Source organism: Rhodoferax sp. EU05-FHT12H12 (assembly GCF_058791215.1).
This window is the reverse complement of sequence record NZ_JBYTDI010000001.1, coordinates 41672-66326: the sequence shown is the minus strand read 5'-3', so window position 1 is coordinate 66326 and position 24655 is coordinate 41672. Positions and strand designations below refer to the sequence as shown.

Annotated in this window: 20 protein-coding genes; 5 read left to right on the top strand and 15 right to left on the bottom strand. The window is 59.5% G+C overall.

Annotated elements, in window-relative coordinates:
• Positions 1-84: 84 nt before the first annotated feature.
• Entirely contained in the window at positions 85-528 is a 444-nt protein-coding gene (locus AC3WS7_RS00285) for a universal stress protein (protein ID WP_492654977.1), read from the top strand.
• Positions 529-564: 36 nt separating this feature from the next.
• Here the strand turns inward: AC3WS7_RS00285 and AC3WS7_RS00280 are convergent, their stop codons facing one another.
• From AC3WS7_RS00280 to AC3WS7_RS00240, 9 genes are all read right to left on the bottom strand, one after another.
• Positions 565-1629 (bottom strand): HD domain-containing phosphohydrolase, encoded by a 1065-nt coding sequence (locus AC3WS7_RS00280; protein WP_492654976.1) that lies wholly within the window; start codon positions 1627-1629, stop codon positions 565-567.
• Positions 1630-1684: 55 nt separating this feature from the next.
• Entirely contained in the window at positions 1685-3217 is a 1533-nt protein-coding gene (locus AC3WS7_RS00275; RefSeq protein WP_492654975.1) for a malonate--CoA ligase, read from the bottom strand.
• 21 nt (positions 3218-3238) lie between these two features.
• Positions 3239-4060 carry an enoyl-CoA hydratase/isomerase family protein gene (locus AC3WS7_RS00270; protein WP_492654974.1) on the bottom strand — a complete coding sequence of 274 codons (822 nt, stop codon included), beginning with the start codon at positions 4058-4060 and terminating at the stop codon, positions 3239-3241.
• A gap of 16 nt (positions 4061-4076) precedes the next feature.
• Positions 4077-5081: a Bug family tripartite tricarboxylate transporter substrate binding protein gene (locus AC3WS7_RS00265; protein WP_492654973.1), complete on the bottom strand. Its 1005-nt coding sequence runs from the start codon at positions 5079-5081 to the stop codon at positions 4077-4079.
• Between the two features lie 51 nt (positions 5082-5132).
• The gene (locus AC3WS7_RS00260) at positions 5133-6632 is read right to left on the bottom strand and encodes a malonyl-CoA decarboxylase domain-containing protein (protein WP_492654972.1); all 1500 of its coding nucleotides are present in this window, start codon (positions 6630-6632) and stop codon (positions 5133-5135) included.
• Entirely contained in the window at positions 6629-7297 is a 669-nt protein-coding gene (locus AC3WS7_RS00255) for a GntR family transcriptional regulator (protein WP_296471173.1), read from the bottom strand. Before AC3WS7_RS00255 ends, AC3WS7_RS00260 begins: the two co-directional genes overlap by 4 nt.
• A 90-nt stretch (positions 7298-7387) precedes the next feature.
• A complete protein-coding gene (gene lgt, locus AC3WS7_RS00250) occupies positions 7388-8206 on the bottom strand; it encodes a prolipoprotein diacylglyceryl transferase (protein WP_296471176.1) in 819 nt (272 codons plus the stop codon).
• Between the two features lie 51 nt (positions 8207-8257).
• Positions 8258-10117 carry a dihydroxy-acid dehydratase gene (gene ilvD, locus AC3WS7_RS00245; RefSeq protein ID WP_492654971.1) on the bottom strand — a complete coding sequence of 620 codons (1860 nt, stop codon included), beginning with the start codon at positions 10115-10117 and terminating at the stop codon, positions 8258-8260.
• 66 nt (positions 10118-10183) lie between these two features.
• Positions 10184-10429, bottom strand: coding sequence for a TIGR04438 family Trp-rich protein (locus AC3WS7_RS00240; protein ID WP_492654970.1), 246 nt, complete (start codon positions 10427-10429; stop codon positions 10184-10186).
• Between the two features lie 96 nt (positions 10430-10525).
• On the opposite strand from AC3WS7_RS00240, the gene AC3WS7_RS00235 reads away from it, so the two are divergent.
• Positions 10526-10840 (top strand): c-type cytochrome, encoded by a 315-nt coding sequence (locus tag AC3WS7_RS00235; RefSeq protein WP_492654969.1) that lies wholly within the window; start codon positions 10526-10528, stop codon positions 10838-10840.
• 107 nt (positions 10841-10947) lie between these two features.
• On the opposite strand, the gene acs is transcribed toward AC3WS7_RS00235, so the two are convergent.
• Both acs and fumC read right to left on the bottom strand, forming a co-directional pair.
• Complete coding sequence (acs, locus tag AC3WS7_RS00230) at positions 10948-12945, bottom strand: acetate--CoA ligase (RefSeq protein WP_492654968.1); 1998 nt, start codon at positions 12943-12945, stop codon at positions 10948-10950.
• 203 nt (positions 12946-13148) lie between these two features.
• Positions 13149-14546, bottom strand: a complete 1398-nt coding sequence (gene fumC, locus AC3WS7_RS00225; RefSeq protein WP_492654967.1) for a class II fumarate hydratase — start codon at positions 14544-14546, stop codon at positions 13149-13151.
• 111 nt (positions 14547-14657) lie between these two features.
• Between fumC and AC3WS7_RS00220 the strand changes: the two genes are divergently transcribed.
• From AC3WS7_RS00220 to AC3WS7_RS00210, 3 genes are all read left to right on the top strand, one after another.
• Positions 14658-16211 (top strand): fumarate hydratase, encoded by a 1554-nt coding sequence (locus tag AC3WS7_RS00220; RefSeq protein ID WP_296471191.1) that lies wholly within the window; start codon positions 14658-14660, stop codon positions 16209-16211.
• Positions 16212-16233: 22 nt separating this feature from the next.
• Complete coding sequence (gene murI / locus AC3WS7_RS00215; protein WP_492654966.1) at positions 16234-17052, top strand: glutamate racemase; 819 nt, start codon at positions 16234-16236, stop codon at positions 17050-17052.
• A gap of 357 nt (positions 17053-17409) precedes the next feature.
• The gene (locus AC3WS7_RS00210) at positions 17410-17835 is read left to right on the top strand and encodes a hypothetical protein (protein ID WP_492654965.1); all 426 of its coding nucleotides are present in this window, start codon (positions 17410-17412) and stop codon (positions 17833-17835) included.
• Between the two features lie 232 nt (positions 17836-18067).
• Here the strand turns inward: AC3WS7_RS00210 and AC3WS7_RS00205 are convergent, their stop codons facing one another.
• Genes AC3WS7_RS00205 through AC3WS7_RS00190 form a run of 4 tightly spaced genes read right to left on the bottom strand, consistent with a single transcriptional unit; the run spans position 18068 to position 24633 of the window.
• Entirely contained in the window at positions 18068-19174 is a 1107-nt protein-coding gene (locus tag AC3WS7_RS00205; RefSeq protein WP_492654964.1) for a hypothetical protein, read from the bottom strand.
• Between the two features lie 5 nt (positions 19175-19179).
• A complete protein-coding gene (locus AC3WS7_RS00200) occupies positions 19180-19614 on the bottom strand; it encodes a YrhA family protein (RefSeq protein WP_492654963.1) in 435 nt (144 codons plus the stop codon).
• Complete coding sequence (locus AC3WS7_RS00195; protein WP_492654962.1) at positions 19604-20392, bottom strand: HNH endonuclease signature motif containing protein; 789 nt, start codon at positions 20390-20392, stop codon at positions 19604-19606. The genes AC3WS7_RS00200 and AC3WS7_RS00195 overlap by 11 nt, the downstream gene beginning before the upstream one ends.
• Positions 20389-24633, bottom strand: a complete 4245-nt coding sequence (locus AC3WS7_RS00190; protein ID WP_492654961.1) for an AAA domain-containing protein — start codon at positions 24631-24633, stop codon at positions 20389-20391. Before AC3WS7_RS00190 ends, AC3WS7_RS00195 begins: the two co-directional genes overlap by 4 nt.
• Positions 24634-24655: the final 22 nt, after the last annotated feature.

The following is a 24655-nucleotide window of genomic DNA, read 5'->3' as shown; positions in this document are numbered from 1 at the left end:
CGACGCATGAAAAGCTTGATTCAAATCAAGTCATCTTCTTGGCACAAGCGTAATCTGAAAGCTCCCAAGTCACAAGGAGTCCTTATGTACCAACGTATTCTTGTCCCCACCGATGGCAGCGCCCTCTCCAAAAAAGCGGTGAACAGCGCCATTGCCCTGGCCAAACTGTGCAATGCCGAGCTGGTGGCCCTGAAGGTGGTGCCACGCTACCCGCAGTCCTACTTTGAAGGCGGCATTGCACTGGCACCCGCAGAGGTCAAGCAGGTGGAGAAGACCTGGGGCGATGCAGGACAGGCGGTGGTCGACGCGGTCAAAAAAAACGCAGCGGCCAAAGGCATCGAGGCCAAGGCGGTGGTGGTGCGCTCCGATGTGGTGTCTGACGCCATCTTGGCAGCCGCCAAAAAGCACCAGTGCGACCTGGTGGTCATGGCCTCCCATGGGCGCAAGGGCATCAAGCGCCTGCTGCTCGGCAGCGAGACACAGCACGTGCTGACACACGCCCAAATTCCCGTGCTGATTTTGAAGTAAACAGGGCGCTATAGCCCGTGGATACTGCGCAAGCAGCTACAAAATAGGGAGCAGCCTGGACTCTTCGGCATCGGCATACCGCTCACGCACGGCCAACACCTCGTCCCAGGCGTTGAGAAAGCTTTGTACACAGCGTGGGTCGAAATGGGTGCCGGAGCCGGCGAGGAGAAAGTCCACCGCTGCCTCCAGCGTCCAGGCTTTTTTGTAGGGCCGCTCGGAGGTGAGCGCATCAAACACATCGGCCACCGCCACGATGCGGCTGAACAGCGGTATGGCCTCCCCCTTGAGCCCTTGGGGGTAGCCACTTCCGTCAAACTTTTCGTGGTGGCCCAGCGCGATTTCGGCGCCGGTCTGTAGCACGCGCGATGCACTGCCCTGCAGCAGCTCATAGCCATACACCGCGTGCTGCTTCATGATGGCGAATTCAGCCTCGCTCAAACGCCCGGGTTTGAGCAAAATATTGTCGGCAATTCCCACCTTGCCGATGTCGTGCATGGGCGCGGCTTCCAGCAGCAGGTCCTGCTCGGCCTCGGACAGGTCCAGGCCCTTGGCAATGAGCCGGGAGTAATGGGCCATGCGCGAGATGTGGGCGCCGGTCTCGGGGTCGCGAAACTCGGCAGCCCGCGACAGGCGAATCACCGTGTCCCGTTCGCGCGCCAGTATTTCAGCCGTGGCTTTGTGCACCTCCTCGGCCAGCCAAGCCGCGCGGTCAGCCAGCTTGGTACGCGCGTCGCTGAGGATCAGCAGATTTTTGGCACGCGCCAGAAATTCCACCCTGTCCACCGGCTTGGCCATGAAGTCGTTGGCCCCGGCGTCCAAGGCACGGTAGCGCACGGGTTTCTGGTCGTTGGCGGTGACCATCATGATGGGGGTGATGTCGCGCCCGGGAATCTGGCGAAATCGGCGGATGAACTCCAAACCGTCCATGCCATCCATGGTGTAGTCCACGATCACCAGATCGACCGCGGTGCGCTCGGCCCAGCCCAGCGCCTGCACCGGGCTGGCAAAGGGAATGGCCCGGCAATCCCCCAGTTTTTCCACCAGCTCGATCAGCAGGGCCAGGGTAGCGGGGGCGTCGTCGACGATGAGTACGTGCTGCATGACCAAAATATGACAGAGATGCGGTGAATGTAGCCGACTCCCCCCAAGCACAGTGTCACGGCACGCGGTATTGCTCCCGCAGCAGGTTTTTTTGCACCTTGCCCATGGCATTACGCGGCAGTTCGGCCACCACTACGCAGCGCTTGGGCACCTTGAAGTTGGCCAGCATGGACTTGAGCGTGGCAATTACCTGCTGGGGATCGACCGTGGCTCCGGCCAGCGGCACGATGACGGCCACACCTACTTCGCCAAAGTCGGCATCGGGCACCCCCACCACCGCACTCTCGGCCACGCCGGGCAGGTTGTTGATGTAGTCCTCGATCTCGGCGGGGTAGACGTTGTAACCGCCGCTGATGATGAGGTCCTTGCTGCGCCCCACGATGGTGACGTAGCCCTGGGCGTCCACGCGGCCCACATCGCCGGTCTTGAAAAACCCATCAGCTGTGAACTCCTGTGCCGTCTTCTCGGGCATCTGCCAGTAGCCCAGAAACACATTGGGCCCGCGCACCTCGATGCCACCGGTTTCACCCTGGGGCAAATCCTTGCCGGCCTCGTCGCGTACACGCAGTTGCACCCCGGGCAGCGGCCGGCCCACGGTGCCCACCTTGCGTTCACCGTCGTCTGCGCGGCCAGGGTTGGAGGTCAGCATCACGGTCTCCGACATGCCATAGCGCTCCAGAATCGTGTGGCCGGTGCGGGCCTGCCACTGGTGGTGCGTGTCCATCAGCATGGGGGCAGAGCCGGAGACAAACAGGCGCATGTGTTTGGTGGCCTGCGCCGTGAGCCCGGCCTCGGCCAGCAGGCGCACATAGAGCGTGGGCACCCCCATGAACACGGTGGCGCGTGGAAAGTGCTGCAACACCACCTTGGGGTCGAACTTGGCGCACCAGACCATCTTGCTGCCGTTGATGAGGGCGCCGTGGATGGCCACAAACAGGCCGTGCACGTGGAAGATGGGCAGTGCGTGGATCAGCACGTCGCCGGGCTTCCAGTCCCAGTAGGTTTGCAGCACGCGCGCATTGCTCAGCAGGTTGCCATGGCTCAGCACCGCCCCCTTGCTGCGACCCGTGGTGCCGCTGGTGTAAATGATGGCGGCCAGGTCATTGGGCTGGCGCTGCGCGATGGTGTGGGCTCTGGGGAACTGTGCCGCCCGGTCCAGCAGCGAGCCGGTGCGGTCGTCATTGAGGGTGAACACATGGGCGGTACCCGCCAGAAAGGCCATCTTGCTGATCCAGCCAAAGTTGCGGCCGCTGCACACCACCACCGAGGGTTTGGCGTCTTCGATGAAGTAGGCCATCTCCGCACTTTGGTAGGCCGTGTTGAGCGGCAGGTAGACCAGGCCCGCGCGCAGCGTGGCCAGGTACAGCACCAGCGCCTCCACCGACTTTTCCACCTGGACAGCGATACGCGCCCCTTTGGGCAGTTCCAGAAACTCCAGCAAATTGGCCACCATGGCGGTGGCTTCGTCCAGGTCACGCCAGCTGTACTGCAGACCGCTGTCGGTCTCGACGGCGCAGGTTTTGAGGTCCTTGGGAAAAGCGGTGCGCAGTGCGGCAAACAGGTTGGCGTTCTCGGTAGGGGTGGCCATGGTCAGGGTCTCGAAATGAAATTAAAACTGCGGTTTGCGCTTGGCCAAGAAGGCAGCAATGCCTTCGCGATGCTCATCGCTGCTGGCATAGGCGTACGCCGTGGCTGATAAATTTGCTACTCTTTCAGGAGCTACTCGCGCAGCATCCATGGGCATCATAGACATATTTGATGCCTGAATGGCACGCAAGGTCTGCTTGTTCAGGCGTGCTGCCTGCGGGGCCAGGCTGGCCACACGCTGGGCCAGCGCCAGACCGTACCCCGCCACCTCAGCGTCGTTGTGCACCTGTGTCAAAAAGCCGCGCGCCAGCATCGCGGGAGCGTCAAACACCTCGGCCGCGAGCAACATGGCGCGCGCCACGGTGGCACCCGCAGCCTGCGCCACCAGCGCAGCCTCTTTGGGCGCCATGGGAAAACCCAGGCGCGCAATCGGGGCACCAAAGCGGGCCGACTGGCCCGCTACCCGCAGGTCGCAACAGCTGGCGATCTCCACACCCGCGCCCATGCAGTTGCCTTCGATCTGCGCGACGATGGGCACATCACAATCCAGCATGGCCTGCAAGCCACCCCACACCTCATCCTCATGGAACTGGCGCAGCGCGGCCTCGTCGAAACGGAAGCCGGGGTACTCGGCAATGTCGCCCCCGGCACAGAAGTGGCCGCCCTCCCCGCGCACCAGCACGCAGCGCGCGTCCGGGTCGGTCTGGATGGTGGTGAACACGGCCTTGAGTTCGCGCCACATGGCGCGCGACATGGCGTTGAACTTGCCCTGGTGCGACAGCGTGATGTGGACCACGCCCTGCTGCTCACCCGCGCCCTGCGCGAGCTGGATATTTCCCGCCATGTCTGCCTTTGTGATGTCAGTCCAGCTTGGCGCCAGAGGCTTTGACCACCTCGGCCCAGCGCTTCACTTCCGCCGCCACGAAGGCACCAAACTGCTGGGGTGTGAGTTTGCCAAATTCGGCGCCGTTGTTGGCCCAGCTGGCTTTGATCTCATCAGCCGCCGCGAGCCGGTTCACCTCTTCCACAATGCGCGCCTGCACATCTGCGGGTGTGCCTTTGGGGGCCCACAGGCCGTACCAGGTGGTCACGGTGTAATCGGGCAGCCCCAGTTCGGCGGCGCAGGGCACGTCGGGGAATGCCGGGTTGCGCTTGGCTCCCGAAACCATGAGTGCCTTGATACGCCCGCCCTTGATGTGGGCGGCCGATGAGCCCAGTCCGTCAAACATCATGTCCACGCTGCCGGCCATCAGGTCTTGCAAGGCCGGGCCGGCGCCGCGGTAGGGAATGTGGGTGATGAAGGTCTTGGTCTGTTGCTTGAACAGCTCGCCCGCCAGGTGGTGCGAGGTGCCGCCACCGGCCGAGCCGTAATTCATCTTGCCGGGGTTGGCCTTCACCTGGGCGAGGAAGGCCTTGAAGTCGCCGGGCACGTTCTTGGGGTTGACCACCAGCACCTGGGGCACGTTGGCCACCAGCGCCAGAGGCACAAAGTCCTTCTGGATGTCGTAGTCCAGCTTGGGGTACATGCTGGGGGCGATGGCGTGGTGTACCGCGCCCATGAACAGGGTGTAGCCGTCGGGCTGTGCCTTGGACGCAATGCTGGCGCCCAGCGTGCCGCCAGCGCCCCCGCGGTTGTCAATCACCAACTGGGTGCCAGTGAGCTTGGAAAACTGGGCGGCCATGGGGCGTGCAAACGCATCGGTGCCACCACCTGCGGGAAATGGCACCACCAGGGTCACGGGCTTGGCAGGCCACTTGACTTGCGCCAGGGCGGCCAGGGGCGCCAGCGCCCAGCTCGCCGCGGCGGCGGCCCCGGTGGCAAGAAGGCTGCGACGGCTGCCGCAAGGGGTGGGGAATCGGGTCATGTTTGTCTCCTGTTTGTTATCTGTCGGGCACACACTAAAAATAAAACCGCGCTAAAAAAACAGCTCACTGATGGCCGGTGCCACCGGAATCTTGCCCTGGGACAGCAGCTCACGGTGCTTGTCCAGGCGCTTGAGATCGTAGAGGTAATTGACCATCAGGCCGTACGATTGTTTGAGCCCCTTGGGCGACGGGTCGCTGGCCCAGTTCAGACGCTCCACGCGGGCGCCATTGCCCAGGTGAAAGCGTGCCACCACATCCAGCGGGCGGCCCTGCACCGTCTCTTGCCCCAGGTACTGCGCAGCGCAGCGCAGCAGCATCAGGCGCACGGCAGAGGCCGGTTTGAGCGCCAGCGGCGATTCGGCCGCGGCCAAAAAATGGGCGGCGGTGGCGGGCTCAAACCCCACCGCACGCCCCAGCTCCGCGCGGCTTTTGGCGTCCAGTCGCTCCAGGGCAGCTGCTGCGTTTTTGCCCAACCATGACCGGAAACCCGGAATCGGCGACAAGGTGGCAAAGGTCTTGAGCTTGGGAAATTCGTCCTTGAGTGTCTCCACCACACGCTTGATCAGCGAATCGCCAAAACTCACGCCACGCAGGCCTTCCTGGGTGTTGCTGATGGAGTAAAAAATGGCGGTGGTGGCGGCCCCCAGGTCTGCCGCATCGGCAGATTCATCGAGCAGCGGTGTGATGCTGTCGGCCAGCGCATCCACCAGCGCTACCTCCACAAAGATCAACGGCTCATCCGGCAGGCGCGGGTGAAAGAAGCCGTAGCAGCGGCGGTCCGAGTCGAGCCGGTTCTTCACATCGGCCCAGCTCTTGATGTCGTGCACTGCCTCGTATTTGATGAGTTTCTCTACCAGCGAGGCTGGCGAATCCCAGCTGATGCGGCGCAGCTCCAGAAAGCCCACATCAAACCAGGTGGAGAACATGTACTCCATCTCCACGTCCAATGCCTGCAGGCGCTTGTCGCCCTTCAGGGCCGGCTGCATCTCGGCGCGCAGGTTCACCAGAAAACGGATGCCGGTGGCGTCGGCGCTGAAACGCTGCAGCACCCGGCGGCGTGGCGACACGGTGGCGCGGCGGTAGTGCACCTCGGCCGCGGCTTCGTCGGGCGTGCCCAGCGCGGCGGCAAACTTGGTTTGTGCGGCCTTCACCTTGTCCGGGTCGGCCATGAACATCTCGCTCATCAGCAGCCACATGTCCTGGCGGCGGGCCGCAGTGGCGCCAGCGTACCAGTCCATCAGCGTGGCGGCGCGGCGCCCGCCCTCCACTTCGCTCACGCGGTCGTCAATCACGGCCTGCAGCTCCTGCAGCGTGCGGCGCAGCATGCGCGGCGACAGCGCCTCGCCGGTGTGGCGCAGCGTGGCCTGCAGGCGTGCACGGGTGCTGCGCTGTCCCGTCGGCGGCTTGGGCGTGACCGCCCCTGCGGCGCCAATTGCTATGTTTTTAGGAGCTGCTTGCGCAGTATCCACGGTGGCTACAGTCTCTTTTGACTTGGAATTCTTGGGCATGAGCCGTGCCACATTGCGGTTGATCCACGAGTCCTGGTTCATGCGAGCAACCTGCTTTTCTGGGTACGGGAGAGTTCGCGCAGCGCATCGCGCTGGCGCAGCAAATGGGTGCGCATGGCGGCGTCAGCAGCTTCACCGTCCCGCGCCTTGATGGCGGCAAACACGGCCAAGTGCTCGCTCAGGCTTTGTTCCAGCCGGCCCGGCGCATGCAGCTGCTGCAGGCGTGCGAGCTTCAGTATCTTGCGCAAATCGGCAATCACCTGGGCCAGCCAGCGGTTGTTGGCCAGGGTGATGATGGCCTCGTGGATGGTGTAGTTGACCGCGTAATAGTCGGTGATGCGCCTGGCGGCGGCGTGCTGCTGCAGGTTGGTGTGCAGGGTCTCCAGTGCGGCAATGTCAGCGTCGGTGGCGTTGTGTGTGGCTTCCAGGGCGCAGCGCCCCTCCAGCAAGGCAATCACGGGGAAGATGTCGTCCAGATCCTGCTCGGTCACCTGGCTCACAAAACTGCCGCGGCGCGGCTCGTGGCGTACCAGGCCCTCAGCCGCCAGCACCTTGAGCGCCTCCCGCAGCGGTGTGCGCGAGATGGACAGATCCGCACACAGGGCCGCTTCGTCAATGAAGCTGCCCGGCGCCAGCACACCATCAAAGATCCGCGCGCGCAGGCCATCGGCGACCTCGTCGTGCAGGGAGTTGTGGATCAGTCGCATGGCCGTAATTTTCTGTAATTACGGATAATTACAAACCTGCAGCCCGCTGCGGTCAAGCCATTTCGGCCCGGTGTTTACCCTAGCGGGGCTTCAATTTTTGGCGGTTTGGCGGCCAGCCCACAGCCAGATGGCTGCACCACCCACCATCATCGGCACGCACAGCCACTGGCCCATGCTCATGCCAGTCTGCTGCTGCAGCCACAGCAGGTGGGCATCGGGCTCTCGGAAAAACTCGGCGATAAAGCGGAACACGCCGTAGCCGAACAAAAAGGCAGCCGCCACCTGCCCCTGTTTGCGCGCCGTGCTGGCATACCACCACAGCAACACAAACAACAGCAGCCCCTCCATGAGGAACTGGTACACCTGTGAAGGATGGCGCGGCGCATCACCCGCGCCGCGAAACACCATGCCCCAGGGCAGCGTGGGGTCGGCCAGGCGGCCCCAGAGCTCGCCATTGAGGAAATTGCCAACCCGCCCTGCCGCCAGCCCCGTAGGCACGCAAGGCGCCACAAAGTCGGCCACCTGCCAGAACGAGCGGCCGCGCGAGCGTGCAAACCACGCCATGGAGGCAATCACGCCCAGCATGCCGCCGTGAAAGCTCATGCCACCCTGCCAGACGTAGAACACCTCTAGCGGGTGTGCAGCGTAATAGCCCGGCTTGTAAAACAGGCAGTAGCCAAGGCGCCCGCCCAGCACCACGCCCATGACGCCGAGAAACAGGATGTCTTCCACGTCCTTGAAAGCCCAGGCCTGCGAGCCGGTCAGCGTCTTGAACGGCGCATGGCGCAGGCGGCGACTGCCCAGAAACAAAAACAGCGCAAAGGCAGCGAGGTAGGTCAGCCCATACCAGTGCACGGCCACGGGGCCGAGCTGCAGGGCAACGGGGTCAATTTGGGGATGGATCAGCATGGGCTGCATTGTGCCCGCGCCAGGGACCACGTCGGCCCCTGGAGGGTCATATCAGTCGTCGAGCAGGGACAGGTCGCGCACCGCGCCCTTGTCGGCCGACATCACCAACTTGGCATAGGCCTTGAGGGCGGCCGACACCTTGCGGGGGCGTGGCAACACGGGCTTCCAGCCCAGCTTGTCTTGCTCCACACGGCGCTGGGCCAACTCGTCGTCCGACACCAGCACGTTGATGCTGCGGTTGGGGATGTCGATGCGGATGCGGTCGCCATTACGGACCAGGCCAATCGCGCCACCCGCCGCCGCTTCGGGTGAAGCGTGACCGATGGACAGGCCCGAGGTACCGCCCGAGAAGCGGCCATCGGTCAGCAGTGCGCAGGCCTTACCCAGGCCCTTGGACTTGATGTAGCTGGTGGGGTAGAGCATTTCCTGCATGCCGGGGCCGCCCTTGGGGCCTTCGTAGCGCACGATCACCACGTCACCGGCCTTGACCTTGTCGGCCAGGATGTGCTCCACCGCTTCGTCTTGCGACTCCACCACGTGGGCGGGGCCTTCAAATACCAGCAGGCTGTCGTCCACGCCGGCCGTCTTGACGACGCAACCATTCAGGGCGATGTTGCCCACCAACACGGCCAGGCCGCCTTCCTTGCTGAAGGCATGCTCAAACGAGCGAATGCAGCCTTCGGCGCGGTCGGCGTCCAGACTGGGCCAACGGGCGTTCTGGCTGAAGGCCACCTGCGTAGGAACGCCACCGGGGCCAGCCATGTAGAAGGTCTTGACCACATCCGACGGATTGCGGGCAATGTCCCACTGGTCCAGCGCGTCCTTCATGGTCTTGGCGTGTACGGTGGGCACGTCGGTGTGCAAGCGGCCAGCGCGGTCGAGTTCGCCCAAAATGCCCATGATGCCGCCGGCGCGGTGCACATCTTCAATGTGGTACTTGTTGGTGTTGGGCGCGACCTTGCACAGCTGCGGCACGATCTTGGACATGCGATCGATGTCGGCCATGGTGAAGTTGATTTCCGCTTCTTGCGCTATCGCCAGAATGTGCAGGATGGTGTTGGTGGAACCGCCCATGGCGATGTCCAGCGCAATCGCGTTCTCGAACGCCTTGAAGCCCATGGAGCGCGGCAGGATGCTGCTGTCGTCCTCTTCGTAATAACGCTTGCACAACTCCACGGCCAGATGCCCAGCGCGTTTGAACAGTTGTTCGCGGTCGGCATGGGTGGCCACCACGGTGCCGTTGCCGGGCAAGGACAAGCCCAGCGCTTCGGTCAGGCAATTCATGGAGTTGGCGGTGAACATGCCCGAGCAAGAGCCGCAGGTGGGGCAGGCCGAGCGCTCCACTTCGGCCACGTCGGCATCACTCACCTTGTCATCGGCGGCCATCACCATGGCGTCGATCAGGTCAAGTTTCTTGAACTCCATCTTGTGGGTGGTCGGGTTGGCCAACTGCACCTTGCCGGCTTCCATCGGGCCGCCGGACACAAACACCACGGGAATGTTCAACCGCATGGCAGCCATCAGCATGCCGGGGGTGATCTTGTCGCAATTGGAAATGCAGACCATGGCATCCGCGCAGTGGGCGTTGACCATGTACTCCACCGAGTCGGCAATGATGTCGCGGCTGGGCAGCGAATACAGCATGCCGTCGTGGCCCATGGCGATACCGTCGTCCACGGCGATGGTGTTGAACTCCTTGGCCACACCCCCCGCCGCCTCAATCTCGCGTGCCACCAGCTGACCCAGATCCTTCAGGTGCACGTGACCCGGCACAAACTGCGTGAAGGAATTGACCACCGCAATGATGGGCTTGCTGAAATCGCCATCCTTCATACCAGTGGCACGCCACAGTGAACGGGCACCTGCCATGTTGCGGCCGGCGGTGGAAGTTTTGGAACGGTAAGCGGGCATGGTGATTCTTGGGGATACGGGGTTAGGGGACTGGAAAAAGCAGCTGCAATTATGTCCCAGCGCCTGTTAGCGGCGCTTCTTGCTGCCCAGAGTACCTATGGCTTTGCGGTTTTTGTCGATACGTTCTTGTTTGCGTGCGTTTTCACGCTCCATGGCCTTGCGTTTGGTGTAGCCAGTGGAGTCTGCCCAAGCCCACCACGCCACGGCCAAACCAAATGGCGCAAGCACCACCAACCACGACCAAGCGGCAACAGGGCCCACCTCCAGGTACTTCAGCAACAAGAGCACCAAACCGATTCCCAAAAAATACATGACCGTCTCCTACTGGATTGCGACAACGCAAGGGTGGCGTCAACCTCTGTTACTACAATGGCGTTGAAGCACTGTAAACCAACCCACGAGGCCTTCATGAAAAAATCCCTGATCACCTTGGCACTGGGCGCAAGCGCCCTTTTGTCCACTGCGCCCGCCTTTGCAGACCTGGCACTGGCCACATCCAAGAACTGCATGGCTTGCCATGCAGTGGATAAGAAGCTGGTGGGCCCCGCCTACAAGGACGTGGCCGCCAAGTACAAAGGCGACAAGACCGCCGTGGACAAGCTGGCTACCAAAATCATGAAGGGTGGCAGTGGTGTGTGGGGCGCCGTACCCATGCCCGCGAACGCGCAGGTCAACGAAGCCGATGCCAAAAAATTGGCAGCCTGGGTTCTGTCCACCAAGTAAGCCAGCGGCGGCCCGCACCACAAGGCCGGCCGCCCCAACAAAAAAGCCGCAACACGCAAGTGCTGCGGCTTTTTTGTTGGAGGCGACACCTGTCGCCCCCAAACCTTTTAGTAGGCCTGACCGAGTTGGTCAAGAATCGCCGGATTCTCCAGCGTGGAGGTGTCTTGGGTAACGGCCTCTCCCTTGGCCAGCGAACGCAGCAGGCGGCGCATGATTTTGCCGCTGCGGGTCTTGGGCAGGTTTTCGCCAAAACGGATGTCCTTGGGCTTGGCGATCGGGCCAATCTCCTTGGCCACCCAGTCGCGCAATTCCTTGGCAATCGCCTTGGCTTCGTCGCCCTTGGGCATGGGGCGTTTGAGCACCACAAAGGCGCAAATCGCCTCGCCGGTCAGATCGTCCGGACGACCCACCACGGCAGCTTCCGCCACCAGGTCCGTCTTGGACACCAACGCCGATTCGATTTCCATGGTGCCCATGCGGTGACCCGACACGTTGAGCACATCGTCAATACGACCCGTGATGCGGAAGTAGCCGCGGTCGGCACTGCGCACGGCGCCGTCACCGGCGAGGTAGAGCTTGCCGCCCATTTCTTCGGGGAAGTAACTCTTCTTGAAACGCTCGGGGTCGTTCCAGATGGTGCGGATCATGGACGGCCAAGGGCGTTTGACGACCAGGATGCCGCCGGTGCCGTTAGGGATGTCATTGCCCACCTCGTCCACGATAGCCGCCAGGATGCCGGGCAGCGGTAGCGTGCAGCTACCGGGTACCAGCGGTGTGGCTCCGGGCAGCGGGGTCATCATGTGGCCACCGGTTTCGGTTTGCCAGAAGGTATCGACGATGGGGCACTTCTCGTGGCCCACGTTCTTGTAGTACCACATCCAGGCTTCGGGGTTGATAGGCTCGCCCACCGAGCCCAGGATGCGCAGGCTGCTGAGGTCAGAGCGGTCGGGGTGCACCGCGGCATCGCCTTCTGCCGCCTTGATCAGCGAGCGGATGGCCGTGGGTGCCGTGTAGAAGATGGAGCACTTGTGGCGCTCAATCATTTGCCAGAAGCGGCCCGCGTTCGGGAAGGTGGGGATGCCTTCAAAAATGATTTGCGTGGCGCCTGCAGCCAGCGGGCCGTAGGCCACGTAGGTGTGGCCAGTGATCCAGCCAATGTCGGCCGTGCACCAGAACACATCGGCAGGCTTCAGATCAAACGTCCAGTCCATCGTCAGCTTGGCCCACAGCAGGTAGCCGCCAGTGGAGTGCTGCACGCCCTTGGGCTTGCCGGTGGAGCCGGAGGTGTAAAGGATAAACAGAGGGTGCTCTGCGCCCACGGGCACGGGTGCGCATTCGGTGCTCTGGCCAGCCAGGGCTTCGTCAAACGTCTTGTCGCGGCCCGCCTCCATGTTGCAGGCAGTCTTGGTGCGCTGGAACACGTACACGGTCTTGATGGTGTCGCAGCCACCCATGCCCAAGCCTTCGTCCACAATGGCTTTGAGCGGCAACTCTTTGCCGCCACGCATCTGGTAGTTGCTGGTGATCACTGCCACGGCGCCCGCGTCGATGATGCGCTCTTGCAAGGCTTTCGCCGAGAAGCCGCCAAACACCACACTGTGCGTGGCGCCAATACGCGCGCAGGCCTGCATCGCAATCACGCCTTCCAGCGTCATGGGCATATAGACCAGCACGCGGTCACCCTTTTTCACGCCATCGGCCTTGAGCGCGTTGGCAAACTGGCTCACGCGGGCCAGCAGTTCCTTGTAGGTGGTCTTGGTGACCGTGCCGTCGTCGGCTTCAAAGATCACGGCGACTTTGTTCTCCGTCGGCGTGCCCATGTGTTTGTCCAGGCAGTTGGCGGAGGCGTTCAGCTCGCCATCGTCAAACCACTGGTAGAACGGCGCGTTGGATTCATCCAGCGTGCGGGTAAAGGGCTTGTTCCAGACCACGTTTTCACGCGCCAGGCGGGCCCAAAAGCCCTCAAAGTCTTTGTCCGCTTCGGCGCACAGGGCGTTGTAGCCCTCCATGCCGGACACACGGGCGGCCTTGACCATGGCTTCGCTGGGGGGAAACACGCGGTTTTCAACCAGCAGAGATTCCATGGCCGATGTTGATGTACTCATATTTTTGTCTCCTCGAACGTATCAAAACTGCCCGGACTGTCGTAGCCTGCACTTACAAGCCACTGACTGGCGGCAAGCTTACAAATTTGCGCAAAACCCGGGGTAACTGCCTTTAGCCGCCAAATACAAGCCGAATCGACCCCTAGCCCCCGTAGATACTGCGCTAACAGCTATTAATTCAATAGCAATTTACCCACCCCCACTCAACGCCCCGTCATGTTCGCGGGCACCACCCACTGGTCAAACTGCGCCGCCGTCAGGTACCCGCTGGCCACTGCCGCGTCACGCAGGCTGCTGCCTTCCTGGTGGGCCTTTTTGGCAATGGCGGCCGCCTTGTCGTAGCCGATGTGCGGGTTCAGCGCGGTGACCAGCATCAGCGAACGGCCTACCAGCTCGGCAATACGCTCGCGGTTCGGTGTGATGCCCACGGCGCAATGGTCGTTGAAGCTGACCATGCCGTCCGCCAGCAGGCGCACGCTTTGCAAAAAGTTGTGCGCCACCAGGGGGCGGAACACATTGAGCTCGAAGTTGCCCGACGCGCCGCCAATGTTGATCGCGACATCGTTGCCCATCACCTGCGCCGCCAGCATGGTCAGCGCCTCGCTCTGGGTGGGGTTGACCTTGCCCGGCATGATGCTGGAGCCGGGCTCGTTCTCGGGAATGCTCAACTCGCCGATGCCGCTGCGCGGGCCGCTGGCCAGCCAGCGCACGTCGTTGGCGATTTTCATGAGACTGGCCGCCAGCGTCTTGAGTGCGCCATGCGCATGCACCAGCGCATCCATGCTGGCCAGCGCCTCAAACTTGTTGGGTGCAGTGACAAACGGCAAGCCGGTGAGTGTGGCCAACTCCACAGCCACCTGCTCCGCATAGCCCTGGGGAGCATTCAAGCCCGTCCCCACAGCCGTGCCACCCAGCGCCAGCTCGCACAGGTGCGGCAGCGCGGCGCGCACGTGGGCCTCGCCATGGGTGAGCTGGGCCACATAGCCCGAGAATTCCTGGCCCAAGGTCAGCGGCGTGGCGTCCTGCAAGTGGGTGCGGCCAATCTTGACGATGCCATCGAACTCGGCCGACTTCTGCGCCAGCGTGGCACGCAGCGTGGCGATGGCGGGCAGCAGCTGGTGCGTGATGGCCTCCACCGCCGCCACATGCATGGCCGTGGGGTACACATCGTTGCTGGACTGGCTGCGGTTCACATCGTCATTCGGGTGCACCAGCCGCCCGTCCCCACGCGCGCCGCCCAGCAGCTCACTGGCGCGGTTGGCCAACACCTCGTTCACATTCATATTGGTTTGCGTACCGGAGCCGGTTTGCCAGACCACCAACGGAAATTCATCCGGGTGCTGACCGGCAATCACCTCATCCGCCGCGGCCACGATGGCCTGGGTCTTTTTGGCGTCCTGCAGACCCAGCGCATGGTTGACCCGCGCCGCACTGCGTTTGGTCTGCGCCAGCGCGCGGATGATCTCGACAGGCTGGTGCTCGCCCGAAATGTCGAAGTTCTGCAACGAGCGCTGGGTTTGCGCGCCCCACAGCCGGTCGGCGGGCACTTCAATCGGCCCAAAGGTGTCCCGCTCGGTGCGGGTGGTGCTTGTAAGGCGCATGGAAGGCTCGGCAGGGGCTGACCTGTCAAAATAGCGGTTGGAAGATTTTCAGCATAGCCCTCAATCAAAGCAATACCCCGCCCAAGGGGATTGCCCTCACCGCCCAACGCCATGACGACCTCCATCCGCCAAGCCGACCTGATCGAATCCATCTCTGCCGCGCTGCAGTACATCAGCTACTACCACCCCGCCGACTACATCGCCCACCTGGCCCGCGCCTACGAGCGTGAGCAAAGCGCTGCCGCCAAGGACGCCATCGCGCAGATCCTGACCAACAGCAAGATGAGCGCCACCGGCCATCGCCCGATCTGCCAGGACACCGGCATCGTCAACGTGTTCCTGAAGGTGGGCATGGACGTGCGCTGGGAAGGCTTCACCGGCAGCCTGGACGACGCCATCAACGAAGGTGTGCGCCAGGGCTACAACCACCCCGACAACACGCTGCGCGCCTCGGTCGTCGCTGACCCCGAATTCCTGCGCAAGAACACCAAGGACAACACGCCCGCGGTCATCTTCACCGAAATCGTGCCCGGCAACACCGTGGAGGTGACCGTGGCTGCCAAGGGCGGCGGTTCCGAGAACAAGAGCAAGATGTACATGCTCAACCCCGGCGACTCGGTGGTGGACTGGGTGCTGAAAACAGTGCCCACCATGGGCGCGGGCTGGTGCCCGCCCGGCATGCTGGGCATCGGCATTGGCGGCACGGCCGAGAAAGCCGTGCTGATGGCCAAGGAAAGCCTGATGGACGACCTGGACATGTACGAGCTACAGGCCAAGCAAGCGTCTGGCGCCGCGCTGGACAAGGTCGAAGAATTGCGCCTGGAACTGTTTGAAAAGGTCAACGCCCTGGGCATTGGTGCCCAAGGCCTGGGCGGCCTGACCACGGTACTGGACGTGAAGATCAAGATGTACCCCACCCATGCAGCCAGCAAACCCATTGCCATGATCCCCAACTGCGCGGCCACCCGCCACGCCCACTTTGTGATGGACGGCAGCGGCCCGGTTTACCTGACCCCACCGTCGCTGGACCTGTGGCCCAACGTCAACTGGACCCCCAACACCGAACTGAGCAAACGCGTGGACCTGAACACGCTGACCAAGGACGAAGTGGCGAGCTGGAAACCCGGCCAGACCCTGCTCTTGAACGGCAAGATGCTGACCGGCCGCGATGCGGCGCACAAGCGCATCCAGCAAATGCTGGCCAAGGGCGAGAAGCTGCCGGTAGACTTCACCAACCGTGTCATCTACTACGTGGGCCCGGTCGACCCGATCAAGGGCGAGGCAGTAGGCCCCGCCGGCCCCACCACGGCCACCCGCATGGACGGCTTTACCGAAATGATGTTGGCCCAGACCGGCCTGATTTCCATGGTCGGCAAGGCCGAGCGCGGCCCGGTGGCCATCGAAGCCATCAAGAAACACAAGAGTGCTTACCTGATGGCCGTGGGCGGAGCCGCCTACCTCGTCTCCAAAGCCATCAAGGCCGCCAAGGTCGTAGGCTTTGAAGACCTGGGCATGGAAGCAATCTACGAATTCGATGTGGTCGACATGCCCGTCACCGTGGCCGTGGATTCGGGCGGCACCAGCGCCCACATCACCGGCCCGGCCGAATGGCAAAAGAAGATCGCCACGGGCGAATTCAAGAGCATTCCCGTTACTTCGCGCTAAGCCCTTGGTGCCAACTACGGCAATGCCCGCTGCCTCGCGCCCCATTGGGGTGTTTGACAGCGGCGTGGGCGGCTTGAGCGTGCTGCGCGCACTGCGCGCCGAGCTGCCGCACGAGCGCTTTGTTTATGTGGCCGATAGCGGCCACGCCCCCTATGGCGAGCGGGATGACGACCACGTCACCACCCGCTCACACGCCATCACCAACTACCTGCTGAGTGAGCACCGTATCAAGGCGCTGGTAGTGGCCTGCAACACGGCCACAGCCGCCGCTATCAAAAGCCTGCGCGCCGCCTACCCGGCCATTCCCCTGGTGGGCATCGAACCCGCGCTCAAGCCCGCGGCAGCGGCCAGCCTGAGCAAGACCGTAGGCGTGATGGCCACACGTGGCACCTTGCAGAGCGAGAAATTTCAGGCCCTGCTGGCCTCCCTGCACGGACAAGCCACCTTTGTGCTGCAGCCCTGCGACGGCCTGGCGATTGCCATCGAACGCAACGACGCTACAAAAATAGAAGCACTCTGCGCAGAGTACACGGGGGCTATGGGCCAATTTGGCTTAAATTCCGAGGCCATAGATACATTGGTACTGGGCTGCACACACTACCCCTTTGTGGAAGGCGTGTTGCGTAACTCCATTGGCGGGCAGGTCACCCTGCTGGAGGGTGGCACCCCGGTGGCCCGCCAAACCCGGCGCCTGCTGGAAGCCGCCAGTCTGCTGGCGCCCGCAACAGCAGACCAGCCAGCCACCCAATTCCTCAGCACCGGCCAGCCAGACGACCTGCGCAACGCCGCCCTGCGCTGGCTGCAGTTAGACGCCTCCGTCAGCGCACTGACAACGCCCTAGTGACGCCGGGATGTGTTCGGGCCCCCAATGGGGGCGAGGCGCAAATTGCGGGGGGGGGGGGGGTGAGTGTCGCTGGAACCATATCCGTGCCGCTTAGGGCAGCATAACTGTGCCGCGTAGAGTACAGCGCTAGGTATTCAATGCTTGCGAGTAGCTCCAATGAGCGAATCGAAGGTGAGATTTTTAGCCGCTTACGAAATATGTTGAAGCCTATAAAACTTCAACAAGGGGACAAAATCCCTGATCAGCTGTAAATCGAGCTTGAGAAATCAAGTTCTTTTTCATTTCAACCCGCTGGGGACCATTGTCCCCTCGGGGCAATGCCGTCTCCAAATACCTCAAATTCTTGGAGATGACATGCAAATTGAAATAGATGGAACCACGAGACAGTTGCTGTTGAACTTGTTGGCAATGCGAATTGCTCAACAACTTGATGGAACAGAAGCAAAAATTAGCAACTGCTTTGGTAAAGATGCGGCCGAAGATCTTTTTCGACGGCTACAGCCCGATGGAGTTCCAACCGGAGCAGATGTCGGCGATTTCGTTGAACTGCAGGCCAATGGCCAACAGTTTGAATTGGTACTTCCGATTGACGACGGACTTTTGGACATAGTGCCTGCATTCCCACCAAACGGGAATCCAAGCAACGATGAGTACGAAGGTCCCTGGCCAAGGAGTGCCGATGAACTTCGTTGGCCAAAGCCAATCACGGTGGAGGAGGCAATTGCAGCCCCCTTCTGGCGAGTAAATCCAGCTTATGAGTGCCCTCAACTACGTTCATAGATTTTTGACACTTCCCTTTTGGTCTCGGCCAAGGGGAGTTCTTGAAAATAAAAAGTAGTGGTATTTTATTTTCTTGGATCGATGCTGATCGATGTCCGCATCTGAAAAGTACTTCCTAGTCATTTGTGAACAGCACATGCCCTCGCGTACCTAGCGGTCGCGGGGGTTTTGTGTTTTTGGTGCACATTCCGTGCCTTGTGTTGATTTCCGCCGAAATCTGACCCACGGGGGTTCAGCGCAATTCAACAGTATCGCTATTGGAGTGAGACCACGCGACATAACTCCGAAGCGCGATAGGGGCAGATGGTGGGGCAGCGTCCGGCCCCAAACCAATCAACCACCGCGAGCGGGCATCAAATACGCATGAGCAACAGAATCGCAGCCGTTCCTCGTCTGTCTCAAGATTGGACAATAGCGCCCCCATCCGGATAGACACTTTTTCTGACGCAGACAAGCAAAGCCAGCGATGGGCGCTGCTACTGGATAAATCCGACTCCAATTTGTCTCGCTGCGCCCACAATGGATCATCCGCAGGCAAAAGACGTCCAGGATCCATTGCAGCAGGAAACTGCGGTTGCGAACTGGCTTTCAGTGCTGCCTTTTCTCGCAGCGCATAGGCCTCTTCGGAGGTGTGCTCGCCATGCACCAAGGCTTCTACGACATCAATTGGAACGTGTACAGAAACGCCAAATAGTTGGTTGGACTGAGATACCAAATCAGCTAGATCAATCGTACTTTTCAAATACGCTCCAGCCAGATCGCGCCACATGGCAGTCGTCGTCCCGTCAATCTTGCTCAAACTGGAATTGTGCAAAACATTCAGTTGTGACTTACCGAGAGGTGTCAATCGGAATTGATCACCTTCCAATCTTGCCCAGCCAGCTATAACAAGTTCATCCAATAGATCTGCGACTCGTCCAGTAGACGCAACTTCCAGCTTGTCAATCCATTCGATCAACGCAGCCGCATCTGTATTGCACCCAGGAGCTGATACAAACGACGGAGTGGCCGACGCGACCACAAGGTCCCCAGCAGGGACCTCGACGACCGAGCCTATCGGTAAGGGAGATTTTGCGACGCGTCGCGCGTCGAGTTCTTTGAGTTGCGTGGACAGGACAGGATCGGTTGTAGACAACCACCTCACGCTAATGGAGTGACTCCCCAACTGATAGTTGTTGAGCCCTTCAATTGCACTCTGAGGCATACGCAAGTGACCCAGCGTGTTGGTCCAAATCAGCGCGTATGCCGCCGCCGCGTCCGTCGGATAGCCCTGAGTAACCATAGCCGGTGGTTGCAAAGGCAACAGCGGCGTGATCATCGGATGTGCATGCATGGTCATACTTGTTAGTCCAGCGCCCGTTCCAACATAAACTCAACCATAGCCTCTGCACTCCCAAAACTCTCCCATTCAGCCAGTCCGTTGAGCTCAAGCGCTAAAAACCGTCCGGTCGAAAGCTCCATCACAAACGCAGAATCATCCCGCAAACCGAAATAAAGAAAATCCTCTGATACGTTTTCGCGCAATTCACGGTTTGCAGATACCACTGACTCACTGAACTTCCAATGGGGTGAGCATGGCCAAATCGTAAGACCGTTTTCCATCAAGCCGTCAGTGAGCCGCAATAGGACTTGGTAAGCATCAGGCAAGGGCTGTTCAAACTCACGTTCAAAATCCTGGGCACCCCGTTCTACCGCTTGAGTGGAGGCTGGTGCGGGATTGAACAAATCGTACTTGTTTCGATTTTTTTGAATTTCCTGCACTAACGTTTCAATGCTCATCGAACATCTCCATGAAACTTGAAAATCCAACAGAATTTGACACATACCCCTTGGACGGGTCGGGGTAAACGATGGTGTCTTTGGGGGGGACAGCTAGGGCCACGGTAGCCGTGTCGCCTGGTGCAAGTTGCCGAATCCGCAGCTCTGCAGGGTTGTAGTAGCCATGCAGTGCACGATGCTCAACGTCATCCTTGATCAAGATGAAGTTGTCCGGACTATTGCCTCCCCCATCATCAAGCGGCAGGCGATGGTGTACCTGATATCCATCTGGAGGTTTGCCGCTTTCAACCATCCTGTCAATTTCATGTTGAGCGATCCCTACGGAACGCAATGCATTCGCGTGCGTCACGCCGATGTCTCTTAACCAAAGAGCACGCTCCTTTCTGTCGAAGTCGTATCGTTCGCGCTTATAAAGTGTTCGATCCAGTTTTTTGGTGTAAGGCACTGCCTGGTAGCTAAACCCGTTGAGAATCCGAGCACCACTGTGGTGATAAACCGTTACGGTGGCAGGCTTCCCATCCGCAGTAGCTGCAACTTGTTTTTGCAAAATGCCAGCGTTGATCTTGTCTAAAAATGCCACGTCCGCGCGGCGGTCTTTGAGTAGAACCTGAACGACTTCCTTGATCAACTCCCGACCAGAGTCGACTGTCTCCGAGAGAGATTCGTTGTAGCCTTGAACGTCTTCCTCAGAAATATAGCCCTGTGCCAGAAGTGCCCGAATGACTTCTGGCGATACATAGGTGCCACGAGTACGTGGGTAGCTGGAAACCCCGCTCATGGCTGTTCACCTTCGGCGGCTTTTTTGGTATTACTTCCGATCCCAATGGCCTTGGATAGGCTATGCCCCAAATAAAGCGCCTTGAGTGCATCCATTGTCTTCTTCGGAGCCCAGCCATATCGCCGGTACGCTGCGATAAGGACCTGTGCAGTTGTGCTGGCCGGATATCGAGGAAGCTTGACGGACTTGCTTGTGGACTCCACAAGGGATGCTACTGAACCCTGAGGTATGTGTTCTGCATCCGTTTGAGCGGTTCTTTCACTGGCAAAAACCAGCGGCCTTGCAACACCATGAACTGTGATTCTGGTTACAAATCCAGTTACGTTCTTATCAGAGATATGCCCGTCTATTTTAAGTTGCCATGATCCCGGGACACTGGAGCGCTGATCGATTTCGCGCAGCAACGCGATCTGCGGGCGGGTAGCTTGTATGCCTGCCAAGGAAAGCTGTTGGTGCAACCCGGCGTCAAATAGACTGCGGACCAGATTGGCACGAACGCGTCGAGCATCGATGCCGGACAATGCCAGTTCACGTGCCTGACGAATGTCGTCAGGTGCCAGTGAGTAAAACCTCATGCGCCGAATGCGGCCAGGGTCATTAATTTTCTCTTTCATAACCTCCTGGACATGCCAAGCGATTTCTTCCCCGTCGTCATCATCGTCAGTTGCCAGGAAAAAACGGTCGATATGCCTCAAGTCGTCAGTCACAGCCATCAGATCAGTCAAGGTCTGCTTGTTAGTGATTTCCGCGGCTAACGTATTTCCCTTGGCTATCATCCGACGGAAGTGCCCACCAGTTGAGATCACCTGCGCTGACAAGCCCAATGCCTCTTCAACACGTTGCGCCTTGCCTGGCGCTTCAATGATGACTACTTCTCGGGGATAAAGGCGTTTGCCTTTTTCATTCAAATATCCAACCAGTACATCGAGTGGGGTTGAGCCATCGGATTTTCGAGCGGCGTATGCCTGCTTGGGCGAAAGGGCCGGTTGCAAGACAGATGGCGCTGCAAAGAGAATGAAGCAGTCCTTGGCGCGACTGACGGCAACATTCATGAGATTTCTACCGTCACGATTCACAAAAAAGTTGCCTTCATCCTGAGTCAACGAGAAGGCCACGATAGGCTTTTCCGCTCCCTGAAGGGCATGGACGGTATTAATCACCATTGATTTGGCCTCCTCCTCTCCCCATTCGGAGGAAATGGCCTCTTGCATGAGGCGTGCTTGTGCACGGAAGGGCGCAATCAGAGCAACAACATCCGACAGTTTCGTCTTGCCGTAGTGGGCCAAAATTCGTGATTTATCGTAACGTAGCCATCGAAGGATCTCGTTGACTTGGTCTTGATTGACCCAGGATCCATTACGTTTCTGAGCCGATGCCTTTGGGGTCACAGCGACCCATGCCATCGGTGGGTAAAGAAAATCAGATTGTCCGTTAGGTGGGCGCTCCTGCCGACGAGGAGTTAAACCATCTCCGTAAATCAGCCGTCGACAATATTCAATGATGTCCGCACGACACCGATAATGCGCAACCAGTCCGATACCTGATCCCAATTCACTATTTGTTTGCGTCGTGAAAGCGGTCACTCTTTGAGCGGTTCGCATGATGGAACCCACCGCCGCACTTTGAGCCTCTGGAATTTCGGCAATATTGAGGTCCGAACAGATACGCCTGCTGGCTTGGTCCCCAACATTCCAAACAGGCTTGAGCTGGTGAATGTCCCCTACAACGATGGCACGCTTGGCAAAAGCAAAACTCGCCGCGCCGACTTCAGGGGCGGCCTGTCCAGACTCGTCAAATATTAGTAGATCGGCAGAGCTAAATTCTTTGTAGATTTTGGGAATGGTGTAAACGGTGGCCACGATGACCGGAGCCAACATCGACGCACGCTGCAACCATAACAAGTCATTTCCATCATCTTTTGGTGCTGGGACGCTTGCAAGCCAACGCGCCTCCCAATACCGCGCAGACATATGAAAGTGGCGAAAGCGAAAAACTTGATCCAGTGCTTCTTCAAAGCCTAAGTGCAGATCAGATGCATCCCCGAATCCTGCCGCAATCCATTGGGCAAACAGTTCTTTCACTGAACTTCCGAACGTTTCAAGCGGTTCGACTATTTGCTGCACCTCCCTACGCCAATCACCCCAGTCCGCAAGCAACGACTGGATGGAATCAAACTCCAATTGCAGTTCATGGAGTCGTTGAACATGCTCAGGAATCCGGCGTGCAGCCCGGAGTTGGCGACGTTCCACTGCTTGCAAAAGCACATCCCCATAGACGGTGAACTCTGGATCAAAACTGGCGATTCTGATCAAGGCCGAATTCTCGAGACTCAGCGCCTGAATCTCGAGCTTGTCACCGAAAAAAAGTTTTTTGATTGCGTAAATAATGCCCGCCCGGGCATTGCGCAATCGTGCCGCTTCTCGAAGTTGTTCAAGGCATACATTCCATGACTGTAGGTCGGATTGTGCTGTCTCAAGTTGGGTCTTGCTGAGCTGAGTGGCACGTTCAAGATCGGCTAATTTACTTGCCAAGATATTTTCTGAAACTTGGAAGGCAGGCTTCACTGACGGAGTGTGCAGGCAACTACGCAATCGCTTCTGCAAGTCATGCATACGATTGACGGAGAGTGACAGTTGTTCGTTAATCAGTGTTGCTGCGGTAGTGGCATCACGCGCACATTCAGACAACCCCAGCACTTGGCGGTGTAGTTCCAGAAACTTGTCCAGCAGCCAAGAACGTTTTTGGAGTTGTGCATCAAAAAAGGCCGTGGCAGCCGCAGTCATCGCCTGTTTTGGCGTTTCGCCCTTGGCACCCCAAATTTTGCGCAACACCATAAACGAACTGATGTCTTTGTCGGGCTTGGAAGCGGCAGGATAAAACCAACCATAGGATGGCAAGTCGGGTAACCAGCGACTCTCCCAAGAGGGCTGCATTTCCGGCCCGGCCACCTCGGAAAAGGACTCGATGATGTTGGTCACCGCCTTATTGGTTGCAGCAGTTGCGAGTATCAGAGGCGGATCTTTGGCATCCAACGCCGTCTGTACACAAACCGTGCCAATCACTGCACGAAGAAAGCTCGTTTTACCCGTGCCGGGGGGGCCGTTAACAGTCAATACCTGCCCATCAATAACCTTGGTGATTGCTGTAGCCGCCACACGCTGGCTCTGCTCGAGACCAAAGCCAACACGGGCTTTCTTCTTGGGCTCATAGGTATCAATATGCCCCAACAACGCATCTGCGGCTTTCAATGCACCTGGAACATCAAACGTACCTGGTTGAACAGGCTTCTCGCAAAGCGCACTTAATAGCGGTGCTGATTCACCGTCAAGTGCCCTCTGGTACGTTTTGAATATCCCCTTGCTAGCTTTCCCAGCGTCCCAGGGAACCACTTTCCAGGCGGTATCACCTCGACCCACAATGGATGCCAAATGCGGAAATGGGTTGGCTTGTTCGGTGACATCTCTTACAAAAGACTCAGCATATTTCCAGTAGTCTGGCCAGCCCATATTAGCTGGCGGTGGATTCTCACGGGCAAAATCGTCGCAATCCAATACGGTCCCAAAGTACAAGTCCTTTTGCGCATCCAGGTCTGGCGGTTCCAGCCACTCCCTGTTAAAAAAAGGTAGCGCTCCGTCGGTGGGAGGCATCAGAGTTCGGGTGGACGAGTCACATGCAAGTGGTATGCCCAGCAAGGCAGACTTAAATTCGCCGTCTCTATCAACCGAAAAAGCAATCAGGATGGCAGTGGCACTGCCTGGCTCCGCGGTCTTTGATGGCTCATATTCATTTGATAACACGGGTAAAGCGAGATGCAGTTGCTCGAGATCCGGGGCATTTGCAATTGCATCTACTTTTGCGAAGGCATTCAGGTTTCGATACAGCAAGGACTTCTGCCAGTACTGAAGGACCTTGTCGGACACGGGTACTTCAACGGCACGGGTGAGTGCAAATAGCCAATCACGAAGTGTTGCCTGGCCAAAATCAAGCGGTATCTCAAACTCCATCGCCGCAGCCAAGTCTCGGACCCTATTTGGGAAATCTGCAGTGTTTCCGCGATCAGGCCGGTTTACAAGAGCGAGATACTCAGCGTCAGTCAAACTCTTCAGGGCGACCGATATCCATGAGCTAGCAAGTTGGGAGGTAGAAAGGACTTTCTTGGGTGCTAGAAAGCCTGCCGCGTTTTCTAAGGTCTCGATCCGCCAACGTTGCGATTTAGATGCGATAGCCTGCACAGTCCCCATGCGTTTTTATGCCTTCCCATTC

Coding starts and splice junctions, on each gene's coding strand:
- AC3WS7_RS00285 (WP_492654977.1), top strand. CDS start 85: ATGTACCAACGTATTCTTGTCCCCACCGATGGCAGCGCCCTCTCCAAA.
- AC3WS7_RS00280 (WP_492654976.1), bottom strand. CDS start 1,629: ATGCAGCACGTACTCATCGTCGACGACGCCCCCGCTACCCTGGCCCTG.
- AC3WS7_RS00275 (WP_492654975.1), bottom strand. CDS start 3,217: ATGGCCACCCCTACCGAGAACGCCAACCTGTTTGCCGCACTGCGCACC.
- AC3WS7_RS00270 (WP_492654974.1), bottom strand. CDS start 4,060: ATGGCGGGAAATATCCAGCTCGCGCAGGGCGCGGGTGAGCAGCAGGGC.
- AC3WS7_RS00265 (WP_492654973.1), bottom strand. CDS start 5,081: ATGACCCGATTCCCCACCCCTTGCGGCAGCCGTCGCAGCCTTCTTGCC.
- AC3WS7_RS00260 (WP_492654972.1), bottom strand. CDS start 6,632: ATGAACCAGGACTCGTGGATCAACCGCAATGTGGCACGGCTCATGCCC.
- AC3WS7_RS00255 (WP_296471173.1), bottom strand. CDS start 7,297: ATGCGACTGATCCACAACTCCCTGCACGACGAGGTCGCCGATGGCCTG.
- lgt (WP_296471176.1), bottom strand. CDS start 8,206: ATGCTGATCCATCCCCAAATTGACCCCGTTGCCCTGCAGCTCGGCCCC.
- ilvD (WP_492654971.1), bottom strand. CDS start 10,117: ATGCCCGCTTACCGTTCCAAAACTTCCACCGCCGGCCGCAACATGGCA.
- AC3WS7_RS00240 (WP_492654970.1), bottom strand. CDS start 10,429: ATGTATTTTTTGGGAATCGGTTTGGTGCTCTTGTTGCTGAAGTACCTG.
- AC3WS7_RS00235 (WP_492654969.1), top strand. CDS start 10,526: ATGAAAAAATCCCTGATCACCTTGGCACTGGGCGCAAGCGCCCTTTTG.
- acs (WP_492654968.1), bottom strand. CDS start 12,945: ATGAGTACATCAACATCGGCCATGGAATCTCTGCTGGTTGAAAACCGC.
- fumC (WP_492654967.1), bottom strand. CDS start 14,546: ATGCGCCTTACAAGCACCACCCGCACCGAGCGGGACACCTTTGGGCCG.
- AC3WS7_RS00220 (WP_296471191.1), top strand. CDS start 14,658: ATGACGACCTCCATCCGCCAAGCCGACCTGATCGAATCCATCTCTGCC.
- murI (WP_492654966.1), top strand. CDS start 16,234: ATGCCCGCTGCCTCGCGCCCCATTGGGGTGTTTGACAGCGGCGTGGGC.
- AC3WS7_RS00210 (WP_492654965.1), top strand. CDS start 17,410: ATGCAAATTGAAATAGATGGAACCACGAGACAGTTGCTGTTGAACTTG.
- AC3WS7_RS00205 (WP_492654964.1), bottom strand. CDS start 19,174: ATGACCATGCATGCACATCCGATGATCACGCCGCTGTTGCCTTTGCAA.
- AC3WS7_RS00200 (WP_492654963.1), bottom strand. CDS start 19,614: ATGAGCATTGAAACGTTAGTGCAGGAAATTCAAAAAAATCGAAACAAG.
- AC3WS7_RS00195 (WP_492654962.1), bottom strand. CDS start 20,392: ATGAGCGGGGTTTCCAGCTACCCACGTACTCGTGGCACCTATGTATCG.
- AC3WS7_RS00190 (WP_492654961.1), bottom strand. CDS start 24,633: ATGGGGACTGTGCAGGCTATCGCATCTAAATCGCAACGTTGGCGGATC.